Source organism: Streptomyces sp. NPDC047453, from assembly GCF_040643155.1.
GTDB lineage: Bacteria > Actinomycetota > Actinomycetes > Streptomycetales > Streptomycetaceae > Streptomyces.
Map to the genome: position 1 here is coordinate 24,466 of NZ_JBEYTS010000055.1, position 20,835 is coordinate 45,300.

Genomic DNA, 20,835 nt, shown 5'->3' on the forward strand with positions numbered 1-20,835 from the left:
ACGTACGCGCTTCCCGGGAACACACCCTCAAACGGCTCTTCGGCTGAGTGGCTCTTCAACTCTGAAACGGGACCCCGCCCCGGAACTTGCCCCACATTCTTCGGCACTCGATCTGCAGTGTGCCGAGTCACAGGACATCGCGGACGCATGGGCCGAGGATGCCGGTAGGGTGAACCGTTGTGGACGCGGGCTCAGGAAGCGGGATGGTTACGGTCCCGCCGGGGCTGGTGACGCTGTCGGATCGGCGGACGCAGCGCAGTTGGCCGGTCGACGTCGCGCCATTCCAGATGACGGCGTTCCCGGTCACTCAGTCGTGGTACGCACAGGTCACCGGTCAGTGGCCGAGCACCGCCCGAGGTGACCGGCTGCCCGTTGAGGGTGTTTCGTGGTGGGACGCGGTCCGGTTCTGCAACGCGTTGTCCCAGCACGAAGGTCTGACGCCCGCGTATCACCTCCGTGCCGGCGACGAGACGGCCGAATGGGACGCCGCTGCCGACGGTTACCGGCTGCCGACCGAGGCAGAGTGGGAACACGCCTGCCGTGCGGGTACGACCGGCCCGCGGTACGGCCAACTGAACGAGATCGCCTGGTATCAGGGCAACTCGGATGGGCGGATCCACCCTGTCGGCGGCAAGCAGCCCAACGCATGGGGCCTGTACGACATGCTGGGCAATGTGTGGGACTGGTGCTGGGACGTCTACGACGCTGAGGTGTACGGCACCTATCGAGTGCTTCGTGGCGGTGGATGGTCCGACGAGCACTGGAGCTGCCGGGCCTCGGTGCGGCGGCGCAGTCACCCGACCTTCCGTATCGACGATGTGGGGTTTCGCGTCGCGCGCTCACCGCTGCCTCGGCCCTGACAGCTCATTCCGAAGTGGTCGGTCAGGACCCCTGAGCGACGCCGCCGGGGCCGTGGCCGTTGCCCGGAGGGCCTACGCGGATCGTGCGGAAGTAGTCGTAGGACACGTGGGCGGTGCGGACCGGGTGGGGCTGCTGGTCCCTCTCGATGATGTAGTGGTGATGGGGCAGTTGCCGCAGGTTGGCGAAGATTCCCGCAAAGTCGATCTCGCCCTCTCCCAGATCGGTCTCGATGTTGTTCCACGGTGCGCCGTCCTTGACGTGCAGCATCGGGAACCGCTTCTCGTACGACCTGAGGTAGGGGGCCGGGTCCGCGCCTGCCCGCAGGATCCAGTAGAGGTCCATCTCGAACCAGACCAGATCCGGGTCGGTCTCCTCCAGCCACACGTCGAAGAGAGTCTGCCCGGTCTGCCGATCCGCGTGGAACTCGTTGTCGTGCAGGTGGGCATACCAGCGCAGTCCCCGGGCCCGGGCGGCCTCGCCCCACTGGTTCATCTCCCGCGCCATCGCACGGTAGCCCTGAGCGGTCTGGGCGCCGTCCATGTAGGAGACGCCGACGTACTCCTGTCCGAGCGCCAGCGCGTTGTCGAAGGTCTGCTGCGCGCGGGCGCCCCGGAAGTCGCCGGGGTTGTGGTGACTGCCGATCACCCGCAGCCCGTTCGCATCAGCGATCCTGCGGAACTGCTCGGCGGTGCGCCCGCCGTAGGTGTAGGCGGGCTCGATCTCGGCGTAGCCCGCGTCGGCGATCATCTCGAGTGTGCCCTCGGGATCAACGGCGAGCATGTCGCGCACCGAGTAGAGCTGGAGACCGATGCGGCCTGCCGGAACTCGTCTGCCCGCTGCGAGGGACGAGGCCGCCTGCGCCGACCAGGTCTGCGATCCGACGGCCAGTACGGCGGCGGAGACCGCTGCTCCACGGAGGAATTGACGGCGACCGTGTGACTTTCCTTGAGCGGAGTTCATCTTTGTCCCTCTCTCAGCGAAAGTTGAGAGGATGCTATGAACACATCAACCGCTTACACAAGGTCTTTGACATCGATCGCCCATAAGTCGCAGATCACTCGGCTGTCGGCTGCGCTGTGGTCATGAGGGCTACGGGAGAGCTTGTCCGCGACAGTCCGACGAAGCCCTCGTAGGGGAATCCGATCCACCACCGGGCTCCCCGGAGCAGCATGCTGACCAGCACAAAAAAGTCAGCTCGTCTCGCTTCGTGGCCGGCGGCGGCGGATGTCGCGGACCAACTGCCAGACCGTGGTGACTTGCAGCAGGCACGCCGACGCGACCAACCATCCCGGCTGATCCCCGGTCAGATAAGCCTGCAACGCACCGATGACGAGCATGGGGCAGACCAGAACGCCCACAGCCGATACTGCCAGGCCAACTCGATCGATCATGTGCAAATTGTCATGGACCAGTCGCCTCGTTGCCAAGTTCATACGGCCCAGGTTCCACGCGGCCGCACCACGCGACGTCCGAGGCCCACGACCTCGCCGGGTCCGCATAAAGCCCGAAGCGATGCCGGCGAAGGTGCCTTTCCACGATGACCGCCCGCGGCCGTCGCAGGCCGTCGGTGAGCTGCCGGGTCATGTCGAAGGCGCCGGCGACAAGCCCGACCTTTCGCCGCAGGGCGTCCAGGTCCAGGGCCGGGCCGTCGGCATGGGCGAACTCGACCCGCGGATAGAAGGTGTGACTCGTGGAGCTGACGAACTGCTGGCTCTGCACGATGGTGCATCCCTCCTGAGCCAGGCTCCGTGTGTCGTATCCGGGGGCATGTGCGACATGCGTCAGGACAGACGGGCCAGCCAGGCTTGCCGCCAGGCCTCGGTGCTGTCGAGGTCGTTGAACGTGAACACGTGGAAGCCCTGCAAGCGGTGGTCGGACATGCCGAATGCGGGCGTGAGCCGCTCGATCAACTTGTTCGGGCTGTAGCCCCCGGGCAGGAAGAAGCGCCAGAGCATGTTCTGCTGCTTCTTCAGGAAGCGGGCCGACTGGCCCAAGCCGAGCCCGGCGGTGACACGGATCAGCTTCTGGCGGCTGATCGCGCCGGGAATGCCGACCCGGACGGGCAGCCCGACCCCGGCTGCCTGCACTGTGCGCGCCCAACGGACCGTGGTCTCGGCGTCGAAGCACAACTGCGTGATGACATGGCTCGCGTAAGGTGCCTTGACCTGAAGGGCCTTCTCGATCAGCTCGTCGCTGATCGTGCCGTGCCCCTCGGGGTAACCACCGATCCCGATGGACGCGAAAGTCTGTCCCACTGCCTGAAGGCCCTCGAGCAGACTCAGAGCGTCCGGAAAAGCACCCGCCGGTTCGGAGGCGTCCCCGGCGATGACGAAGATCCGATCGACACCGGAGTCCCGCAGCCGCGACACGATGTCGGTGAGGTGTGCCTCATCGCGCACCAACCGCGCCGCTATGTGCGGGGCGGCGCTGTAGCCGTGCTCGCTGAGCCGAACGGCCAGATCGATCGTGGGCCCCAGGCCCTTGGCCTCGGTCGTCGTCACCGTGACCACCACGTCCTTCGGGACATGGGCCAGTACCTTCTCCTCCGCGCTTTTGAACGGCAGGATCTCGTACGAGGCGTTGCGCAGCGCCTCCGCCAACGCCGCTTTCGCCGGGAGGACGAACAAGCTGCCGACGGCTCGGGAAGCGGGTTCCTGCGCGGTTCTCGCGGACGTCATCACATACTCCGTTGGTTGGTGCGGCGAAGCGAACATGAAGGGGCTGCGCGACCCTGCCTTCTTTGCGTGTACGCGCGGCGCATTCCGTGCAGGCCTGGCCCAGGACCTGCTGCAACGCCAGAAGTCCACACCTCGCCGCGGATCACGCGGATGACCTCATCCGCCCTTGGCGACCGTCGCGACCGGACCGGGACATGTGACGTAGACGAAAGCAACATAGGGACAATACGGGCACAGCGGACGCTCACAGCCCGGAAGTTCAGCAGGACTGCCGAGGTGGACCTTAATTCTGTTGCCGTGCCGAACGCGAAACCGCAGGATGTCTGGGCCGATCACATGTGATCCACCGAGGACGAAGAGTGACTGAGAACGACGAACAGCGCCAGACCCTGACGAACGCGCACGGTGTGCCGGTCCTGACCTACCTGCGCGGTGTTCGCGAGGGGCACCCATGGGCGGACCTGGCCGAAGTGGTCGGCCCCGACCCCGTGGACACCATCGTCTCCGACATGTCCGGATGGGCGGTGTCGGGATCGGTGGAGCTCGGCGGGCAACTGCTGCGCCGTGGCGCCCGGGTGATGCGGCACGCTCATGAGATGCGAAAGGACCTGATCGCGTGTCCACCGCCGGCCGACTGGTCATCGCGCCTCGGAGACGGACTTCGCGTGGTTCCTTGCGACCGCGCCGCCGACGCGGTCTTCCCGGCATGGCGAGCCGCATTTGCCGCCGGGCACCCTGACCATCACCAGGGCAGCGACGAAGAAGCACTGAACGAGCGTCTGGCACCTCTGCTGGCGGGCTCCGTCCTCGGTCCCGTCCTTCCGTGCAGTGCCCTGGTAGTGGACGAGACGGACCACGTCGTCGCCGGGGCGATCGTCACCGACCGCAACGGCCTGCCCTGGATCGCCGACGTGTTTCGCCAACCAGGGGCACGCTACGCGGGACTTGGCGCCAACCTGCTCCGCCGAGTGCTCAGCGATGCGGCGGCCGACGGGTTGAGCGAAGTCGCCCTCGCCGTGAGCGACGCGAATCCGGCACGCCGCGTGTACGAGAAGCTCGGTTTCGAACTGACTGAGACGTCGCTGACCGTCGTCGTGCCATAGGTCGCCTTCGTATGGCCCCGCTTGCTCTCTGCGGCGACCAGTGAGGTCGGTTCACGGTGGCCGGGCGGAGCGCGGGTGTGGCCGTAACGGCCGTCCACGGCGTGCGTTCGAGGACCAGGCGGCGCAGTGTGCGCATCTGGCGCGGGGTGTTCCAGCCGAGTGTGCCGACCACCCTGCCGTGGTGGCCGTAAGCGGCGGCGAAGTGGCCGTCCGATGGGTCGCCCTGGACGATCCGCAGGTCCGCATCGTGCGCGCCCGTTCACCCTTGTCGGCGGCGCGCAGCAGGACCCGTCACGCCACTGCGGTCGGCGATCCGTCGTCGACGAATCCAAGCCGCCGGTTCATGCCGATCGCCGAGGCGTTGCCGGGATGGTGGAGGGTCCGCAGCCAGCGCACGTCAGCAGAACGCGCGTACCGGATGGCGATGAGCTTCAGATCCACGACCCGCCGTCCAGGTACTCAGCGCTCCTGCGCGACTTCTTGCGCGACTTGAACCGCGGGTACTTGGCCCGCTTGCCGAAGAAGCCTGCGGAAGCCGCCTGCAAGTGCCGCAACGCCTGCTGAAGCGGCACCGCGGACACCTCGCCCAGGTAGGCCAGTTCCTCGGTCTTCTTCCATGCAGTCAGCATCGCCGACGTCTGGTTGTAGTTGACCCGCTTCTGCCGCGCCCACGCCTCGGTACGGGCCGCGAGCGCCATATTGTAGACCTTGCGCACACAGCCGAACGTGCGCGACAACTCGGCTGCCTGCGCATCGGTCGGATAGAAGCGGCACTTGAACGCCCGCTTCACCTGAATGGCCGTCACATCTCGCAAACTATCAAATCAGCCTGTGACGATCTGCTGAAATCCAGGTGATGGACAACGAATCACCCAGAGGCGATTCGCCATTCCCTGCCCTGCTCCGCAGGAGTCCGATTCCTCCCCAGCCTGAAAGCAGGGGTCTCCTCGGAGGCACCTCTATGAAGGTCACGGTCTACGGCTCACGTGTCAGCAACTCCAATCCTTGTCGAGGTCGAGCTGCTCGCGGCGCTGGGTGAAGGAGAACCAGTTGCCGGAGTCATCACGGAAGATGGCCTCGGTGCCGTACGGCCGTTCCTGCGGTTCCTGCAGGAACTCCACTCCGCGCGCCTTCATCGCCTGGTAGTCGGCATGGATGTCGTCGGTGGCGAATACGCCCGCGCCCAGTACGCCCTTGGCGATCAGCTTCTTCAGTTGCTCGGCGGACTCGGGGTCGAGCGCGGGCGGGCCCGGGACCATCAGCGTGAGTTCGAGATCCGGCTGGTCTTTGGCGCCGACGGTGAGCCAGCGCATCCCGGCCTCGCCCATCGTCATGTCGACACGGACCTCGAGCCCCAGCTTCTCGGTGTAGAACGCCCTGGCCCGGTCGTGGTCGAGGACCCAGACGTTGGCGATGGACAAGCCCTTGATCATGGTTGACTCCATGTGCTCGGCGGGGCGCCACTCGCCCACGCGCTGCAACCACCGTAGTTACCGCCGCCTCACGGGGCTTCTCCAAAGTTGCGCTCTTCGGTGCCGCGCGCCAACAGCCCCTTGAAGCTTCCGTGCCAGAGCAGCGCATAACACCCGGGAATCAGTGCCGCTCCCTGCCCGACATGCCGGGCACGGTACTCACTCGGGGTGAGGCCGGTGTGCTTCTTGAAGCTCGACGAGAAGGATCCCAGGCTGGTGAAGCCCACCAGTGTGCAGATCTCGGTGACCGACAGGTCGGCGGTGCGCAGCAGGTCCTCCGCGCGCTCGATGCGGCGGCGGCTCAGATACTGCCCCGGTGTCTGCCCGTACACATCCCGGAAGACGCGGACGAAGTGGTAGCGCGAGTATCCGGCGCGCGCGGCGAGCGCGTCCAGGTCGATGGGTTCGGCCCAATCGCGGTCCATGGCGTCCTTGGCCAGACGGAGCCGCCGCAACTGCGAGAGCTGGGCGTCGGACGTCGAGGCCGGCGTGGTACTCACCCAGCGATGGTGACACATCCCCCGGTGCCCGCCCCGGACGGGCTGATCCACAGGTCGACTACCGGCACTGCGTGCGGCGATTGTTCACCGGTGCGTGTTGAGCCGGGCTGCCTGGCGTGTCAGGTGGTCGCGTTCCGCGAGGTTGGGGGCCTTGTGGGCCGCCTCGGCGTACAGCCGGGCCGCTGTTGCCAGGTCGCCGTCCCGTTCGTGCAGGTACGCCGCGACCGCGGCGTGGCGGGGCAGTGAGTCGTCCAGTGCCGCGAGTGCCGCCAGGCCGGCGCGCGGTCCGTCGGCCTCGCCGACGGCGACGGCGCGGTTGAGCCGGACGACGGGGTTGTCGGTCAGGCGCGTGAGTTCGTCGTACCACTCGACGATCTGGACCCAGTCGGTCTCCTCTGTGGTGGGCGCGTCGGCGTGGAGTGCGGCGATGGCGGCCTGGGCCTGGAACTCGCCCAGCCGGTCGCGTGCGAGGGCCGTCTGCAGGATCCCGATGCCTTCGGCGATGGACTCGGTGTCCCACCGGCCTCGGTCCTGCTCGGCGAGCGGTACCAGGCTGCCGTCGGGTGCGGTGCGGCTGGCGCGCCGGGCGTGGTGGATCAGCATGAGGGCGAGCAGCCCCGCCGCCTCGGGGTGGTCGATCACGGTCGCGAGCTGCCGGGTGAGGCGGATGGCCTCGGCGGCGAGGTCGACGTCGCCGGAGTAGCCCTCGTTGAAGACCAGGTAGAGGACGCGGAGTACGGTGGCGACGTCGCCGGGCTGGTCGAACCGTACGTCGGAGACGGTGCGCTTGGCGCGGCTGATGCGCTGCGCCATGGTCGCCTCGGGCACCAGGTAGGCCTGGGCGATCTGCCGGGTGGTCAGCCCGCCGACGGCGCGCAGCGTGAGCGCGACCGCCGACGACGGGGTGAGCGACGGGTGGGCGCACAGGAAGTAGAGCTGGAGGGTGTCGTCCACCGCGGGCGTGGGCCCGGGTGCCGGTTCCTCGTCGACGAGGTCCTCACGCCGGCGGCGGGCGGCGTCCGCGCGGGTCGCGTCGAGGAAGCGGCGCCAGGCCACGGTGACCAGCCAGCCCTTGGGGTCCCTCGGTGGATCGGCCGGCCAGACGCGGACGGCTTCGACCAGGGCGTCCTGCACGGCGTCCTCGGCCGCCGCGAAGTCGGCTCCGCGGCGGACGAGGATCCCGAGCACGCTCGGCGTGAGGCTCCGGAGCAGGGCCTCGTTCATCGGTGAGGGCACTCCGTGATGGTGGGCGGCGCGGCCAGGAACGGGCGCACCTCGAGCCACTCGTGGATCGGCTTTCCGCCCGCCCCGGGGGCGGCGGACAGTTCCCCGGCCAGCTCGATGGCCCGCTCGTAGCTGTCGACGTCGATCACCATCCAGCCGGCGATGAGGTCCTTGGTCTCGGCGAACGGGCCGTCGGTGACCGGCGGGCGCCCCTCACCGTCATACCGGACCCAGGCCCCCTCGGGGGCGAGCGCCTGACCGTCGACGAACTCGCCGGTCTTCTCGAGCCGGGCCGCGAAGTCGTTCATGTACTGCATGTGGGCGGAGATCTCCTCCGGCGCCCACTGGTCCATCGGCACGTCGTTGACCGCGGCCGGAGCGCCTCGGTAGTGCTTGAGCAGCAGGTACTTCGCCATGGTGGTTCTCCTGGGTACTGGTGCGACCCATTGTCGTCGCGTTCACCCCGGGGACGGAGCCGGTCATCGATTCTCGACATCGCCGTCCGAAGTTTTTTCGGGCCCTCGTGATGAGCCCGGGGATGTGGGAGCGGTTCTCCTCCTACGGGATGTCCGCGAGCCTGCTGTACTACCTGTACGACCAGACCTCCGACGGCGGACTCGGGCTGGACAAGCCGACCTCGTCGGCGTTGGTGTCGATCTACGGTGCCCTGGTGTTCATGTCAGGCATCCTGGGCGGCTGGTCGGCGCGGCCGTCATGGCGGCCGGAGCTGTCATGCACCTGATCGCGCCGTGGGTGCAGCGGCGCATGGGCGGTGTGCGATGAGAAGAAGTAGGTCCAACGAGGAGGAGCAGGACATGCGAGTGGTGGTCGTCGGCAGCGGCATCACCGGTGCGGCAGCCGGTTACGAGCTGGCCCGGGCCGGAGTGGACGTGGTCCTGGTGGACTCGCTGACCCCCGGCCGCGCGACGTCGGCCGGTGCGGGCATCATCTGCCCGTGGTCGTCCCAGGTGGACGATCCGGACTGGTACCGGATCGCGGTCGCCGGAGCGGAGCACTACCCAAAGTTGCTGGCGGCGTTGACCGATGACGGGGAGACCGAGTTCGGCTACCGGCGGGTCGGCTCGCTGCGGCTGGTCTCGGAGGCCGAATCCGAGGAGGCGCTACGGCGCGTGGCCGAGCGTGCCGCGAAGTCCCCGATGGCCGGCGAGGTGGAGTTGATCGGCGCGCGCGGGGCCCGCGAGCTCTTCCCGCCGCTCGGACACGACGGCCCGGCGATCCACATCCCGGGCGGAGCGCGCCTGGACGGCCGCTCGGTCCGTGACGCGATGCTCGGCGCCGCGGTCCGGCACGGTGCTCGGGTCGTCAACGGCACGGCCGCGATCGTCGCCGACGGCACGGTCCGCGGAGTGCGGGTCGACGACGAGTTCGTCGGCGCGGACGCCGTGATCGCGGCGGCCGGCGCCTGGTCGCCGCAACTACTCGAACCGATCGGCGTCCAGGTGCGGGTCGCGCCGCAGCGCGGCCAGATCATGCATCTGCGGCTGCCCGGCGTGGAGACCGCGAACTGGCCCGTCGTGCTGCCGCGGTCACGGCACTACCTCCTGGCCTTCGACGACTCGCGGGTGGTGGTCGGCGCGACCCGCGAGGACGAGGCCGGCTTCGACCACCGGGTGACCGCGGCCGGAATGGCGGAGGTGCTCGGTGAAGCACTGTCGGTGGCCCCTGGGCTGGCCGGCGCCACGCACGTGGAGACCCGCATCGGGTTCCGCCCGATGGGACCCGACATCCGACCGCTGCTCGGCACGGTTCCGCAGGTTGCCGGGCTGGTCGTGGTCAACGGCCTCGGGGCGTCCGGTCTGACGATCGGCCCCTACGCGGGTTCGGTCGCCGCGCGCCTGGCCCGCCAGGTCGATCCCGGCATCGACCTGACGCCCTACGATCCGCTGCGTTGAGGTCTCGGCCCCGCGCCGGGTCGGCAGCCGCGCCACGGCTGCCGACCCGGCGCACGGGGTCAGGAGAGTCGAACGCCCCGGGGCGGCGGCGGCTCAACCGGGGAGGCCGGTCCGTTCCTCGATTCGCTGTAGAGCGTGCTTGAGGTACTGCGCGAACCGCGGGTAGTTCTCGCTCATCGGGAAGTGGCCGATGTCCTTCATCTCGATGAATTCCCCGCCGCGGATCTGCTTGGCGGTGCGCTCGCCGTCCTCGGGGGTGGTGAGGTAGTCGTAGTCGCCGGTGAGCATGATCACCGGGCACGCCTCGCCGTCGATGTCGCCGAGCCGGTCGCGCAGGTCGTGGTCGACCGAGTAGAAGTACAGGTCGCCCTTGAACGCCTCGGACCCCTGGCTGTAGTAGAACCACGTGGCCCAGCGGTCCCGCTCCGGAGACTGCGGTGCCATGAGGTCCCACACTCCGCTGGCGCACACCTGGGCCGCGTTGGCGTGCGGGTGCTGCCACCAGTCGAGGTAGAAGCCGGGCGAGTAGTCGGCGCCCTCGACCGGGATGACGGCCTTGAAACGGTCCGGGTGGCGCAGCGCCAGTTGCAGCGCGACATTGCCGCCGAAGGAGGAGCCCATGAAGATCGGGTCCTCCAGCCCGAGAGCGTCGCAGAATGCGGTGATGAACGCCACGTAGTGGTCGGCGGTGAGCTTGCACTCCTCTTTCCACCAGTCCGTATTCCGTGGCGGGTCGGACTTTCCGTGGCGGGCGAAGTCGTATGCGATGACGCGGTAATTGCTGGTGATCTCCTCGTCTTCCAGGAGATCACGCCACTGGTGGTTGTGGGCGCCGGCGGTGTGCTGGCAGACGAGCGGCTGGCCCTCGCCGTTCTCCAGATAGAACACCTTGTACTCGATGCCTTCGACGTCGATGGTGACGTAGTGGCCGGTGACCGGGGAGATGCGGGAATTGTTGCTCATCGGATTCCTTTCGGCGGGGGGATCGGTCAGCCCAGCGGGCCGGTGACGCGCAGCAGTTCCAGCTGCCGGGTCAGGCAGCGCAGGTTCTGCATGAGGACCAGCAGGTCCCCCTCAAGGCGCATGCCCCGTCGGAAGGTGGCCGCCCAGATGCCGTGGTACATGGGGCCGGGGGTCGGCCGGCAGAATCCCTGCCAGGTCTCGGCGGTCGCGCGGATCGCGAAGTCGTAGCCCGCCAGCGGCTCCGGGTCGACGATCAGTTCCTCGATGCGCCCGCGGTGCACGCGGACGAGAAAGGAATGGGTCTCCATGTCGAGCAGGTAGCTGCATGAGAAATACTTCCCGTGCGCCTGGATTTCCGCGTCGTCGTCACTGAGCCGACGGAAACGATCCACTGGCTTCTGCGCCGTTGCTGTCGCCATTTACCTCTCCTCGGTAATGCCGATGTTTCTGCAAAGCTAATGCGGTGCGGCGAGGCGGACTAATACAAGTCCGCCGCCGATCGATAATCCAGGGTTATTGATGGGCTGCGGCATGCTTCTGGGCCCGCGGAGAAGCCGGCGGTATCATTCCGGCCATGGAGCTGGACCTGCGTCTGCTGAGGTACTTCACGGCCGTCGCCGAGGACCTGCACTTCGGTCGGGCGGCCCGACACCTGCACATCTCTCAGCCCGCGCTCAGCGTCCAGATCCGCAAGCTGGAGCACATGTGCGGCGTGGAGCTGTTCCGCCGTACCAGCAGGCATGTCGAGCTGACCGCAGCCGGTGAGGCGGTCCTCGTCGAGGCACGCAAGACGCTGGCCGCCGCGGACCGGACCATCGCCGTGGCGCGGAGCGCCGCCCGAGGCAAGGCGAGCCGCTTGACAGTGGGGTTCGTGGCGAACGCCGCCGCGGAGCTGACGCCGCGATCCTCGAGGAGTTCGACCGCCGGCACCCGCGCGTCGACGTCCAGATGCGGCAGTTCGCCTTCCCCGATCCGCTCGCCGGGTTGGGCGACGGTGACGTCGACGTGGCGTTCGTCCGCCCTCCGCTGCGGTCGGACCCGGCCATCAAGAGCGCCCCGCTCCTCGACGAGGAGCGGGTGCTCATCCTTTCCGAGCGCCATCCGCTGGCCCAGTACCCGGCCGTGACGGTGGAGATGGTGCTCGACGAGCCGTTCGTCGCCCGCCGCGCCCCGGACGAGTGGCGCGATTTCTGGCTGGGCGTCGAGCACCGGGACGGCCATGCGGTGCGGATCGGAGCCGAGGTCTCCACCGTGGACGAGTGCCTGGAAGCCGTACTGACCGGCCGCGGAATCGCGTTCACGCAGTCCTCGTCCCAGCGCTACTACGCCCGCCCCGGGCTCGCGTTCGTCCCGGTCTCCGGACTGTCCGGCAGCACCGTCGCGATCGCCTGGCGGCAGGACGACTCCACCCCCCTGGTTCACGAGTTCGTCTCCGCAGCCCACAGTGTGCGCCGTTCACACGGTGGCGTGCCGGCTCCCCTTCCCGCCCGCTGGGGCCGGCAGACCGCTTAGCCACTTCACCGCACGGCTCGGGGGCGGGCAGCAGCGCGGGCAGCCGCACGGTGTGGACGTTCCGCACCTCGGCGGCGCGGCAGGGCCGGCTGTCGGTGCTGTCCGCCGCCTACGACGCGGACCTCGACCGCACCAACACCGCGCCGGCCGCTGCGGACTCGCGCTGAAGGTGTCCGCCGGCGAGCAGGGCGGCGGCACGGTCGAACTCTCGGACGTGACGGTGGAGTACGCGGTCGGGCAGCAGCAGCCCGTGGTCCGCGCCTACTCGGTGCGCTGACGCCTGAGGCCCGACGGGTGTGTCCCGGTCCGGTACCGGACCGGGACACCCGTTCGCCGTGGCGGGGTCCTTCGTGCGCGGGTCGCTGTCGCGCGGGGGCGCCGGGCGGGTCAGGCGCCGGCCGGGAGCGGGGCGGCCGGGTCGAGCAGGCCGGTCTCCCGCAGGTCGTGCCAGAAGGCGGCGGGAACCTCCTCGCGCAGGGCGCCGAGGTCCTCGGCGATGCGGGAGGGGCGGGTGGCGCCGGGGATCGCGGCGGCGGCTGCCGGGTGGGCGAGGGCGAACTGCAGCGCGGCGGCCTTGACGGACACACCGTGCCGCTCGGCCACTTCCCGGATGCGGCGGACGGTCTCCAGGATGTGGGCCGGTGCCGGCTGGTACTCGAAGTGGGTGCCGCCGGCCAGGACGCCGGAGCTGTAGGGGCCGCCGACGACCATGTCGACGCCCTGTTCACGCGCCGCGGGCAGCAGCCGCTGCAACGCCTGGCGGTGGTCCAGCAGGGTGTAGCGGCCGGCCAGGAGGAATCCGTCGGGGCGCGGCTCGTCCAGGGCGAGGGTGAGCTCGACGGGCTCCACCCGGTTGACGCCCAGGCCCCAGGCCTTGATCACGCCCTGGTCGCGCAGGTCGTCCAGGACCCGGAAGGCGCCGGTGCGGGCGGTCTCGAACTGGGCGAGCCAGCGGTCGCCGTGGAAGTCCTGTGCGATGTCGTGCACCCAGACGATGTCCAGCCGGTCGGTGTTCAGCCGCTTGAGGCTGTCCTCGATGGAACGCTTGGTGGCGTCGGCGCTGTAGTCGTCCGTCATCCTGTTGGGACGGCCGTGCTCGAACAGGCCGCCCTTCTCGCCCAGGTCGCGGGTGGCCGGGTCCTCCACCGCGTCGTCGATGACACGGCCGACCTTCGTGGACAGGACGAAGGAGTCCCGCGGCTGCCGGGACAGCATCTCGCCGAGCCGCATCTCGGCCAGGCCCGCGCCGTAGAACGGGGCGGTGTCGTAGTACCGGATGCCCTGGTCCCAGGCGGCCTGCAGGGTGGCCTGCGCCTCGTCCTCGGTGATGGCCCGGAACATGTTGCCCATGGGGCGGTACCGAAGCCCAGCGAACCGGGCAGCAGGTGGGTGAGGCTCATCAGGAGCTCCCTTTCGTACGTGGTGGTGAGCCGCTCGGCGCCCTCCCCGTACGCTCTTCCGCGACCTTTCTTGCGTACGACGATAGTTGCACACGCCTTTTAATGCAAGCGCGCGTTAAGCGCGTGCGAGGGTGGGTCCGGCGTGCCCTCTCGGCCTGCGGAATCAGAGGAAACGGCCCGTGGCCGGACCGTCCTCGGCGGAGGACGGTCCGGCCACGGGCTTGGGAGCAGAGGTCGCCGGGCTCAGGGCAGGATGGAGTCGACGTACCCGCCGTCGACGCGCAGGGCGCCGCCGGTGGTGGCGGAGGCGTGGGGCGAGGCGAGGTAGACGACCATGTTGGCGATCTCCTCGGGCTCGATGAGCCGCTGGAGCAGGGACTGGGGACGGTACTTGACCATGAACTCGTGCTGCGCCTCGTCTCCCAGGGCAGCTCGTCGCCGACGAGCTCGCGGACGAATGCCTCGACGCCGCCGGTGTGGGTCGGTCCGGCGATGACGGAGTTGACGGTGACGCCGGTGCCGGCGGCATCCTTGGCGAACCCGCGGCCGACGGCGAGCAGCGAGGTCTTCGTCATGCCGTAGTGGATCATCTCGGCGGGGGTGACCACGGCCGAGTCGCTGGCAAGGTTGAGGACGCGCCCCCAGCCCCGTTCCTTCATTCCGGGCAGGTAGGCGCGGATGAGCCGAACGGCGGAGAGGACGTTGACCTCGAAGTAGCGGCGCCACTCGGCGTCGTCGATCTCCAGCGGAGCGGCGACGCCGAAGATGCCGAGGTTGTTGACGAGGATGTCGACCGTGGGCACGCCCTCCAGTACGGCGGCAGCGCCCTGCTCTGTCGCCAGGTCGCCCGCGGCGCCGGTGACGTCGTCGCTGCCGGAGTCGGCACGTACGGTGCCGACGGCCGCCGCGACGCGCTCCTCGCCGCGGCCGTTGACGACGACGCGGGCGCCCGCGCGGGCGAGGCCGGTGGCGATGGCGTGGCCGATGCCCTGGGTGGAGCCGGTGACCAGGGCGGTGCGGCCGGAGAGATCGATCTGCATGACACGTTCCCGTCGTTGAGGCTGTGGAGCTGCTGCGGCGGTGTCGGTGCCCCTGGGCCCCCGGGTACCCGTCCGCGGCGGACGGGCGAGCGCCTTACGTGCGCCAACAATAATTGCACACGACGACTAATGGCAAACGCGGGTAGAGTGAGGTACGTGATACCGCGGCAGGCCTTCCGCCTCCGCCTCCACTCGCACGACCCGCACCGAGGGAGTTGCTCATGACCGCCACCGACCCGGCGATGACCGCACTGGCACACGGCTGGTCGGCGCTCTCGCTGCTCCACGGACGCATCGAGAGCAGAGTCGAACGCGCGCTTCAGACCGCACACCGGTTGAGCGCGCGCGAATACTCACTGCTGGACGTACTGAGCCGCCAGCACGACGGCGAGGGCGGGCACCTCCAGATGCGGCAGGTCGCCGACTCCGTCGTCCTCAGCCAGAGCGCCACCACGCGGCTGGTGACCCGGCTGGAGGACCGCGGGCTGCTCTCGCGCTACCTGTGCCCCACCGACCGCCGCGGCATCTACACCGAGGTCACCGACGACGGCCTGCGCCTGCTGGAGGAGGCCCGCCCCACCCACAACACGGCCCTGCGCGAGGCCCTCGACCAGGCGGCCACCGAGCCCGTGCTCGCACCCCTGGTCCACGCCGTCGAGCAATTGCAGGGCGGCGTCCAGCCGGTATGACCCGACGCCGCCTGTGATGGCGTCATGGAGGGGCTCCTCGCCCGATCCTGCTCACGACCTCTGTTCGAGGACGTCCACAGCCAGTTTCCCCACCGCGGTGTCGTCGACCTCGACACCGAGCCCCGGACCGTCGGGCACCCGCGCCGTCCCGTTCTCGATCGTCACCGTCGGCCCCGCGTAGGGTGATTCGACGAACTGACGACCATTCAGGTCCACGGGCGTGTCGAGCCCGTGGGCCGCGAAGAGGTGCAGCGAGGCGGCGAGCCCCACGTCCGAGTCGGTGAGCCCCGACCCCATGAGCTGTACGCCGCAGTCCTCGGCCAGTGCGCACAGCCGCCGTGAGAGCGTGAGCCCGCCGCTGCGCTGCACCTTGGCGATGGCGATGTCGACGGCCTCGAGACGGACGAACGTCGCCAGGTCGGTGGGGTGGCGCAGGCTCTCGTCGAGCGCGACCGGGATCGGCGAGCCGTCCCGGAGCCTGCGCAGTCCGGCGATGTCGTTGGCGGGCAGCGGCTGTTCGAAGGCGGTCACCCCGAGGCCGGCCAGGCGGGCGGACATGCGCAGCGCGGCCGGCACGGTGTACGCCTGGTTGGCGTCCACCCACAACGGGGCTCCGGCCGGGGCGTGTTCGCGCACGGCCGCCACCACGGCCGCGTCCGTCTCCTCGTCGTGCAGCCCCACCTTCACCTTGAACGCCCGGTAGCCCTCGCCCACGCCCTCCGCCACGCTGTCGCCGACCTCCGCCGGTGACTGGCCGGAGACGACCCAGCCCAGCTCGATCGTCTCCCGGCGCCGCTGCCCCCACAGCGTGCCCAGCGGCACGCCGGCCGCCCGGCCGAGCAGGTCGTGCAGCGCGACGTCGACCGCTCCCTTGGCCAGCGGGGCGCCGATGGTGAAGCCCCGGTTGACGGCCCGGTCGAACGCGGTGTCCACGCCGTCGAGGTCCCAGGCCGGGCGCCCGAGGACCGCCGGCGCGAGATAGCGGTCGACGGTCGTGACGATCGACTCCGCGGTCTCGTAGGTCCACGCGGGGATCGGCGTCGCCTCGCCCCAGCCGTGCACGCCGTCGGCGTCGACCCGTACCAGGACGCGGATGCTGGGCCGGCCGGCCACGGCCACCGCGCCGCCGGAGACTCCGAAGGAGCGCCGGGTGGGAAGGGCAACGGCGTACGTGGTGACGCGGTCGATGGTCAGGTCGCCGAGCGAGAGCCGAAGCGGTGTCATGGGCGGTCCTATCTATTGATGTGGGTCTGAACGGGCGGCTCGGGAGCCGGTAGGCGGCACCGGAGCCGGTGGGCGGCAGCGGAGTCCGTGCGCGGCCGGGAGTCGGTGGGCGACCGGGCGCGTGACGTCACCCCCGTCCCGGCGGCGCCGTGCCGCCCCGCCAGGGGGCCGTGCTGCCCCGCAGCAGGATCTCGCCGGCGATGCGCTCCACGCGCGAGCGCCGTCCCCGCGGCTCGCGCAGCGCCAGGTCCAGGACGGTCTCCCCCATCCGCACGAGCGGCAGCGCGACCGTGGTCAGCGGCGGGGTGAGGTCCCGGACGATCGGTACGTCGTCGAAGCCCGCGAGCGACAGGTCCTCCGGCACCCGGAGCCCGCTTTCGCGCAGTGCCGCCAGCGCCCCGACGGCCATCACGTCCGTGACGGCGAAGACGCAACTCGCCCTGAGGCCCCGGTCGAGCAGTTCGGCGGTCGCCGCGTACCCGCCCTCACGGGTGAACGCGCCCTCGACCACCTGGTCGGCGGCCAGCCGGATCGAGTGCTCGGCCAGCGCGTCACGGAAGCCGCGCAGCCGATCGGCGACCGTCGTCAGCGACGGCGGCCCGGTCAGTACCGCGAACTCCCGGTGCCCCAGGCCGATCAGGGCCCTGGCCAGCTCCGCCGCCGCGGCCCGGTTCTCCGGCAGCACCGTGTCCACCCGCAGGCTGCGGTGGCGGCTGACGACGGCGACCCGGCCGCCGCCGGCCACGTACGGCCCCAGTTCCGCGGCCATCGACCGCTCCCAGTCCGCGTCCTCGAAGCCTGAGCCGATGAGCAGGATGGCCCGGGCGCGGTGGGCGCGCAGCGTCGAGACGTAGGCGACCTCACGCGCGGGTTCGCGGAAGGTGCTCGCCAGCATCACCATGAGGTGCCGGGCGGCGGCGGCGCGCATCACGCCGCTGGCTATGGCGGAGAAGTACGGGTCGCCGACGTCGTGGCAGATGACACCGACGACTGAGCTCTGGGCGCTCGCGAGCGCCTGCGCATGGGCGTTGGGGATGTAGCCGAGGTGCTCGGCGGCGAGCAGCACGCGCCTGCGCAGGTCCTCGCGGACCCGTGCGGTGCCGTTGAGTGCCCGCGAGGCGGTGGCCGCGGAGACCCCGGCGGTACGGGCGACGGAGTCCAGGGTCACATGCGCCCGTGCCCGTTCGGGCCGTTCGGGTACAGGCGCGTTGTCTCGGCTTACGGGTCGGTTCACGGCACCCCCAGATCGCACAGGGCCACGGGCGCGGCGAGGTCCGGAAACCTCTTGACGCCCTATTGACCATTCGTACGCGCTGTCCCTAACGTGGCAGAGCATAGCAGAAAGCGCTTTCTGGAAGCGTTTTCCGATACTACCAGGCGTTTCACCAACCCCCCACGGCTCCTTTCCCGGCACGACCCGACGTCAGAGGAGTTCACTCATGAGCCAGAGCACCATCCGCCGAACTCCCGCTCCCCCGGCGGGAGTCAAGGAGCGCGCGCAGCGTGGTGCGGCCGAACGGCTCGGCGAGGCGGTGGAGCGGTCGTGGCGGCCGTTCGCCCTGCTCCTCGCGTGCCTCGTCGCCTGGTGGGCCGTCTCGGCCTCCGGCCTGGTCGAGTCGTACCTCGTGCCGTCACCGGGCGCGACCCTGGATCTGATGGCCACCAAGAGCGGCTACCTCTGGCACCACAGCTGGGTGACCACGTACGAGACGCTGCTGGGCTTTGTGATCGCGGTCGGCGTCGGCGTCCTCGCGGCCGTGCTGATGGTCTACTCGTCGACCGTCGAGAGGACGCTGTATCCCATCCTGCTGTTCGCCCAGGTGATCCCGAAGATCGCCATCGCGCCGCTGTTCGTGGTGTGGTTGGGCTTCGGCATCGCGCCGAAGATCCTCATCGCCGTGCTCATCGCCTTCTTCCCGGTGGTCATCTCCATGGTGACCGGCCTGAAGTCGGTGGACCCCGAGATGATCCAGCTCTCCCAGACGATGGGTGCGAGCGCGCTGCAGACCTTCGTCAAGATCCGCTTCCCGGCGTCGTTCCCGCACCTGTTCTCCGGCCTGAAGGTGGCCGTCACGCTGGCGGTCACCGGTGCGGTCGTCGGCGAGTTCGTCGGTGCCAACGAAGGTCTCGGCTATGTGATCCTCCAGGCGAACGGCAATCTCGACACCCCGATGCTCTTCGCCGGACTCCTGGTGATGTCGCTGATCGGTGTCGTCCTCTTCGTGCTGGTGGAAATCGCCGAGAAGCTCCTGCTCCCCTGGCACGCCAGCCGCCGGGGCGACGCCGTCAGCACCGCGTACTGAGGCAACTTCCCGCTCCCGCTCCGAGAAGGGTCGAACCATGCACCTGCGCAGACTGCCCATCGTCATCGTCCCGCTACTGCTGTTCGCCACCGCCTGCGGCGGCGAGGGCTCGGACAAGACCACGAGCTCGTCGGGCAAGGAACTCGACAAGGTCACGCTCACGCTGAACTGGTATCCCTACGGCGAGCACGCGCCGTTCTACTACGGCAAGCAGCAGAAGATCTACGAGAAGCACGGCATCGACCTCCAGATCCGGGCCGGACAGGGCTCGCAGAAGACCGTGCAGGCCACTGCCGCCGGGCAGACCGACTTCGGCTGGGCGGACACCCCGGCGGTCCTCGCGGGCGTGGACCAGGGCGTCAAGGTCAAGAGCCTGGGTGTGTTCCTTCAAACCACCCCGGCGTCCGTGCAGTTCTTCGCCGACAAGGGCATCGACAAGCCTGCGGACATCAAGGGCAGGACGATCGCCGGAACCGCCGGTGACGCCCTCTCCAGGACCTTCCCGGTCTTCCTCGAGAAGAACGGGATCGCCGAGTCCGACGTGAAGATCCAGAACACCGACCCGGCCGGCAAGATCGCCGCGGTGATCTCCGGCCAGACCGACGCGCTGCTCGGATACGCCAGCGACCAGGGCCCCACCATGCAGAACAAGGCCGGCAAGAAGGTCTCCTACCTGCGCTTCTCCGAACATGGGCTCAACTTCTACTCCAACGGCCTCATCGCCGGGCAGCGCGCCCTCACCAGCGATCCCGACCTGGCCAAGCGCATGGCCCAGGCCACCAGCGAGGCATGGGCCGCGGCGGAGAAGAGCCCGGGCCCCGCCGTCGCCTCGATGGCGGGCGCCTCCGACCAACTGCCGCCCGAGAAGGTCCTGTCCGACCAGTTCGCCACCACGCTGACCCTGCTGCACACCGACGCCACCCAGGGCAAGGCCCCGGGCGTCAACACCGAGGCGGACTGGCAGAAGACCGTAGACCTCTTCGCCCAGGTCGGCATGGTCCGCAACGCCAAGCCGGTCTCGGAGTACTGGGACACCAGCGCGGCCCCGAAGGGATGACTGTGGCAGAGAAGACCATCCGCACGCCGTGGGCGGCCGACCGGGAGCCGTCCGCGGCCGAGTCGTCCACGGCCGTCGAACTCGACGCGGTGCAAGTGCGGTTCCGTACGAAGAAGAGGGACGTCACCGCCCTGCGGGAAGTCTCGCTCGACGTCGCGCCCGGTGAGTTCGTCGCCATCGTCGGACCGTCCGGGTGCGGCAAGTCGACCCTGCTCAAGCTTGTCGCGGGCCTGCTGCGGCCGTCCTCGGGCGCCGTCCGGCTGCACGGCGAGGACGTCACCGCGCCCCGCCCCGACATCGGGTACGTCTTCCAGCGCGCCGCGCTGCTCGAATGGCGCACGGTCCGGCGGAACATCCTTCTCCAGGCCGAGATGCGGAAGATGCCCGCCGACCGGGCCCGCGCCCGGGCCGCCGAACTCATCGAGATGACCGGCCTGACCGGCTTCGAGGACGCGTACCCGCACGAACTGTCCGGCGGCATGCAGCAGCGCGTGGCGCTGTGCCGAGCGCTGCTGCACGAGCCGCCGGTGCTGCTCATGGACGAGCCCTTCGGCGCCCTCGATGCTCTCACCCGCGAGCAGATGAACGTCGAACTGAACCGTATCTGGCGGGAGACCGGCACCACCGTCCTGCTGGTCACCCACTCGATCTCCGAAGCGGCCTACCTGGCGGACCGCGTGGCGGTGATGAGTGCGCGGCCCGGCACGATCACCGAGATCATCGACGTCGGCCTGCCGCCGGAACGTGACTACACCGACACCATGAGCCGCCCGGAGTTCCGCCGCGCCACGGCCCGAATCCGCACTCTGCTGGGCGCGGCCTCGGCAGCCGACTGAGCGGCACCGAACTTCCGGCCGTCGCGAAAAGGGCGGTGCCTTCGGCCGACGAGGCCGAAG

At 69.5% G+C, this 20,835-nt stretch carries 22 protein-coding genes and 5 pseudogenes; 10 read left to right on the plus strand and 17 right to left on the minus strand.

Annotated features, from left to right (window positions below):
- Window positions 1-203: 203 nt before the first annotated feature.
- On the plus strand, window positions 204-860 hold the full coding sequence (locus tag ABZ818_RS31795; protein ID WP_361422283.1) for a formylglycine-generating enzyme family protein: 657 nt from the start codon (window positions 204-206) through the stop codon (window positions 858-860).
- Window positions 861-882: 22 nt separating this feature from the next.
- On the opposite strand, the gene ABZ818_RS31800 is transcribed toward ABZ818_RS31795, so the two are convergent.
- From ABZ818_RS31800 to ABZ818_RS31815, 4 genes are all read right to left on the minus strand, one after another.
- Window positions 883-1,821, minus strand: coding sequence for a sugar phosphate isomerase/epimerase (locus ABZ818_RS31800; RefSeq protein WP_361422286.1), 939 nt, complete (start codon window positions 1,819-1,821; stop codon window positions 883-885).
- 230 nt (window positions 1,822-2,051) lie between these two features.
- Complete coding sequence (locus tag ABZ818_RS31805; RefSeq protein WP_361422289.1) at window positions 2,052-2,252, minus strand: hypothetical protein; 201 nt, start codon at window positions 2,250-2,252, stop codon at window positions 2,052-2,054.
- 10 nt (window positions 2,253-2,262) lie between these two features.
- Window positions 2,263-2,580, minus strand: coding sequence for a hypothetical protein (locus tag ABZ818_RS31810; RefSeq protein WP_361422292.1), 318 nt, complete (start codon window positions 2,578-2,580; stop codon window positions 2,263-2,265).
- 62 nt (window positions 2,581-2,642) lie between these two features.
- Window positions 2,643-3,539, minus strand: coding sequence for a methylenetetrahydrofolate reductase (locus tag ABZ818_RS31815; RefSeq protein ID WP_361422294.1), 897 nt, complete (start codon window positions 3,537-3,539; stop codon window positions 2,643-2,645).
- A gap of 359 nt (window positions 3,540-3,898) precedes the next feature.
- On the opposite strand from ABZ818_RS31815, the gene ABZ818_RS31820 reads away from it, so the two are divergent.
- On the plus strand, window positions 3,899-4,642 hold the full coding sequence (locus ABZ818_RS31820) for a GNAT family N-acetyltransferase (RefSeq protein WP_361422297.1): 744 nt from the start codon (window positions 3,899-3,901) through the stop codon (window positions 4,640-4,642).
- Between the two features lie 97 nt (window positions 4,643-4,739).
- Here the strand turns inward: ABZ818_RS31820 and ABZ818_RS31825 are convergent.
- From ABZ818_RS31825 to ABZ818_RS31855, 7 genes and pseudogenes are all read right to left on the minus strand, one after another.
- Window positions 4,740-4,880: pseudogene (locus ABZ818_RS31825) on the minus strand (NAD(P)/FAD-dependent oxidoreductase); the annotation flags it as partial.
- Window positions 4,881-4,933: 53 nt separating this feature from the next.
- A complete protein-coding gene (locus tag ABZ818_RS31830) occupies window positions 4,934-5,083 on the minus strand; it encodes a hypothetical protein (RefSeq protein ID WP_361422300.1) in 150 nt (49 codons plus the stop codon).
- A gap of 14 nt (window positions 5,084-5,097) precedes the next feature.
- Window positions 5,098-5,448 (minus strand): annotated as a pseudogene (locus tag ABZ818_RS31835) (transposase); the annotation flags it as partial.
- A 183-nt stretch (window positions 5,449-5,631) separates the two neighbouring features.
- Window positions 5,632-6,075, minus strand: coding sequence for a VOC family protein (locus tag ABZ818_RS31840; RefSeq protein WP_361422303.1), 444 nt, complete (start codon window positions 6,073-6,075; stop codon window positions 5,632-5,634).
- A 68-nt stretch (window positions 6,076-6,143) separates the two neighbouring features.
- On the minus strand, window positions 6,144-6,539 hold the full coding sequence (locus ABZ818_RS31845; RefSeq protein ID WP_361422341.1) for a helix-turn-helix transcriptional regulator: 396 nt from the start codon (window positions 6,537-6,539) through the stop codon (window positions 6,144-6,146).
- A 159-nt stretch (window positions 6,540-6,698) separates the two neighbouring features.
- Window positions 6,699-7,838 carry a DUF6596 domain-containing protein gene (locus tag ABZ818_RS31850; protein ID WP_361422344.1) on the minus strand — a complete coding sequence of 380 codons (1,140 nt, stop codon included), beginning with the start codon at window positions 7,836-7,838 and terminating at the stop codon, window positions 6,699-6,701.
- On the minus strand, window positions 7,835-8,254 hold the full coding sequence (locus ABZ818_RS31855; protein ID WP_361422306.1) for a YciI family protein: 420 nt from the start codon (window positions 8,252-8,254) through the stop codon (window positions 7,835-7,837). The genes ABZ818_RS31850 and ABZ818_RS31855 overlap by 4 nt, the downstream gene beginning before the upstream one ends.
- A 122-nt stretch (window positions 8,255-8,376) precedes the next feature.
- Here ABZ818_RS31855 and ABZ818_RS31860 point away from each other — a divergent pair, with 122 nt between their 5' ends.
- Both ABZ818_RS31860 and ABZ818_RS31865 read left to right on the plus strand, forming a co-directional pair.
- Window positions 8,377-8,580 (plus strand): hypothetical protein, encoded by a 204-nt coding sequence (locus ABZ818_RS31860; protein WP_361422309.1) that lies wholly within the window; start codon window positions 8,377-8,379, stop codon window positions 8,578-8,580.
- Window positions 8,581-8,617: 37 nt separating this feature from the next.
- Window positions 8,618-9,751, plus strand: coding sequence for an FAD-dependent oxidoreductase (locus ABZ818_RS31865; RefSeq protein WP_361422312.1), 1,134 nt, complete (start codon window positions 8,618-8,620; stop codon window positions 9,749-9,751).
- A 93-nt stretch (window positions 9,752-9,844) separates the two neighbouring features.
- Here the strand turns inward: ABZ818_RS31865 and ABZ818_RS31870 are convergent, their stop codons facing one another.
- Together ABZ818_RS31870 and ABZ818_RS31875 are read right to left on the minus strand one after the other, a co-directional pair.
- The gene (locus ABZ818_RS31870) at window positions 9,845-10,714 is read right to left on the minus strand and encodes an alpha/beta hydrolase (protein ID WP_361422315.1); all 870 of its coding nucleotides are present in this window, start codon (window positions 10,712-10,714) and stop codon (window positions 9,845-9,847) included.
- Between the two features lie 26 nt (window positions 10,715-10,740).
- Window positions 10,741-11,133: a hypothetical protein gene (locus tag ABZ818_RS31875; protein ID WP_361422318.1), complete on the minus strand. Its 393-nt coding sequence runs from the start codon at window positions 11,131-11,133 to the stop codon at window positions 10,741-10,743.
- Between the two features lie 155 nt (window positions 11,134-11,288).
- On the opposite strand from ABZ818_RS31875, the pseudogene ABZ818_RS31880 reads away from it, so the two are divergent.
- Window positions 11,289-11,468, plus strand: a pseudogene (locus tag ABZ818_RS31880) (LysR family transcriptional regulator); the annotation flags it as partial.
- A gap of 149 nt (window positions 11,469-11,617) precedes the next feature.
- On the plus strand, window positions 11,618-12,226 hold the full coding sequence (locus tag ABZ818_RS31885) for a LysR family substrate-binding domain-containing protein (RefSeq protein WP_361422347.1): 609 nt from the start codon (window positions 11,618-11,620) through the stop codon (window positions 12,224-12,226).
- A 387-nt stretch (window positions 12,227-12,613) separates the two neighbouring features.
- On the opposite strand, the pseudogene ABZ818_RS31890 reads toward ABZ818_RS31885, so the two are convergent.
- Together ABZ818_RS31890 and ABZ818_RS31895 are read right to left on the minus strand one after the other, a co-directional pair.
- Window positions 12,614-13,626: pseudogene (locus ABZ818_RS31890) on the minus strand (aldo/keto reductase).
- 243 nt (window positions 13,627-13,869) lie between these two features.
- Window positions 13,870-14,666, minus strand: a pseudogene (locus tag ABZ818_RS31895) (SDR family oxidoreductase).
- Window positions 14,667-14,887: 221 nt separating this feature from the next.
- Here ABZ818_RS31895 and ABZ818_RS31900 point away from each other — a divergent pair.
- Entirely contained in the window at window positions 14,888-15,355 is a 468-nt protein-coding gene (locus tag ABZ818_RS31900) for a MarR family transcriptional regulator (protein WP_361422320.1), read from the plus strand.
- Window positions 15,356-15,406: 51 nt separating this feature from the next.
- Here the strand turns inward: ABZ818_RS31900 and ABZ818_RS31905 are convergent, their stop codons facing one another.
- Together ABZ818_RS31905 and ABZ818_RS31910 are read right to left on the minus strand one after the other, a co-directional pair.
- The gene (locus ABZ818_RS31905; protein WP_361422323.1) at window positions 15,407-16,579 is read right to left on the minus strand and encodes a mandelate racemase/muconate lactonizing enzyme family protein; all 1,173 of its coding nucleotides are present in this window, start codon (window positions 16,577-16,579) and stop codon (window positions 15,407-15,409) included.
- A 127-nt stretch (window positions 16,580-16,706) separates the two neighbouring features.
- Window positions 16,707-17,747 carry a LacI family DNA-binding transcriptional regulator gene (locus ABZ818_RS31910; RefSeq protein ID WP_361422326.1) on the minus strand — a complete coding sequence of 347 codons (1,041 nt, stop codon included), beginning with the start codon at window positions 17,745-17,747 and terminating at the stop codon, window positions 16,707-16,709.
- A 271-nt stretch (window positions 17,748-18,018) separates the two neighbouring features.
- On the opposite strand from ABZ818_RS31910, the gene ABZ818_RS31915 reads away from it, so the two are divergent.
- From ABZ818_RS31915 to ABZ818_RS31925, 3 genes are read left to right on the plus strand one after another with little or no spacing between them, the layout of a single operon-like run.
- On the plus strand, window positions 18,019-18,882 hold the full coding sequence (locus tag ABZ818_RS31915; protein WP_361422329.1) for an ABC transporter permease: 864 nt from the start codon (window positions 18,019-18,021) through the stop codon (window positions 18,880-18,882).
- A 37-nt stretch (window positions 18,883-18,919) separates the two neighbouring features.
- On the plus strand, window positions 18,920-19,939 hold the full coding sequence (locus tag ABZ818_RS31920; protein ID WP_361422332.1) for an ABC transporter substrate-binding protein: 1,020 nt from the start codon (window positions 18,920-18,922) through the stop codon (window positions 19,937-19,939).
- A complete protein-coding gene (locus ABZ818_RS31925) occupies window positions 19,936-20,775 on the plus strand; it encodes an ABC transporter ATP-binding protein (RefSeq protein WP_361422335.1) in 840 nt (279 codons plus the stop codon). Before ABZ818_RS31920 ends, ABZ818_RS31925 begins: the two co-directional genes overlap by 4 nt.
- The last annotated feature ends 60 nt before the right edge of the window (window positions 20,776-20,835 follow it).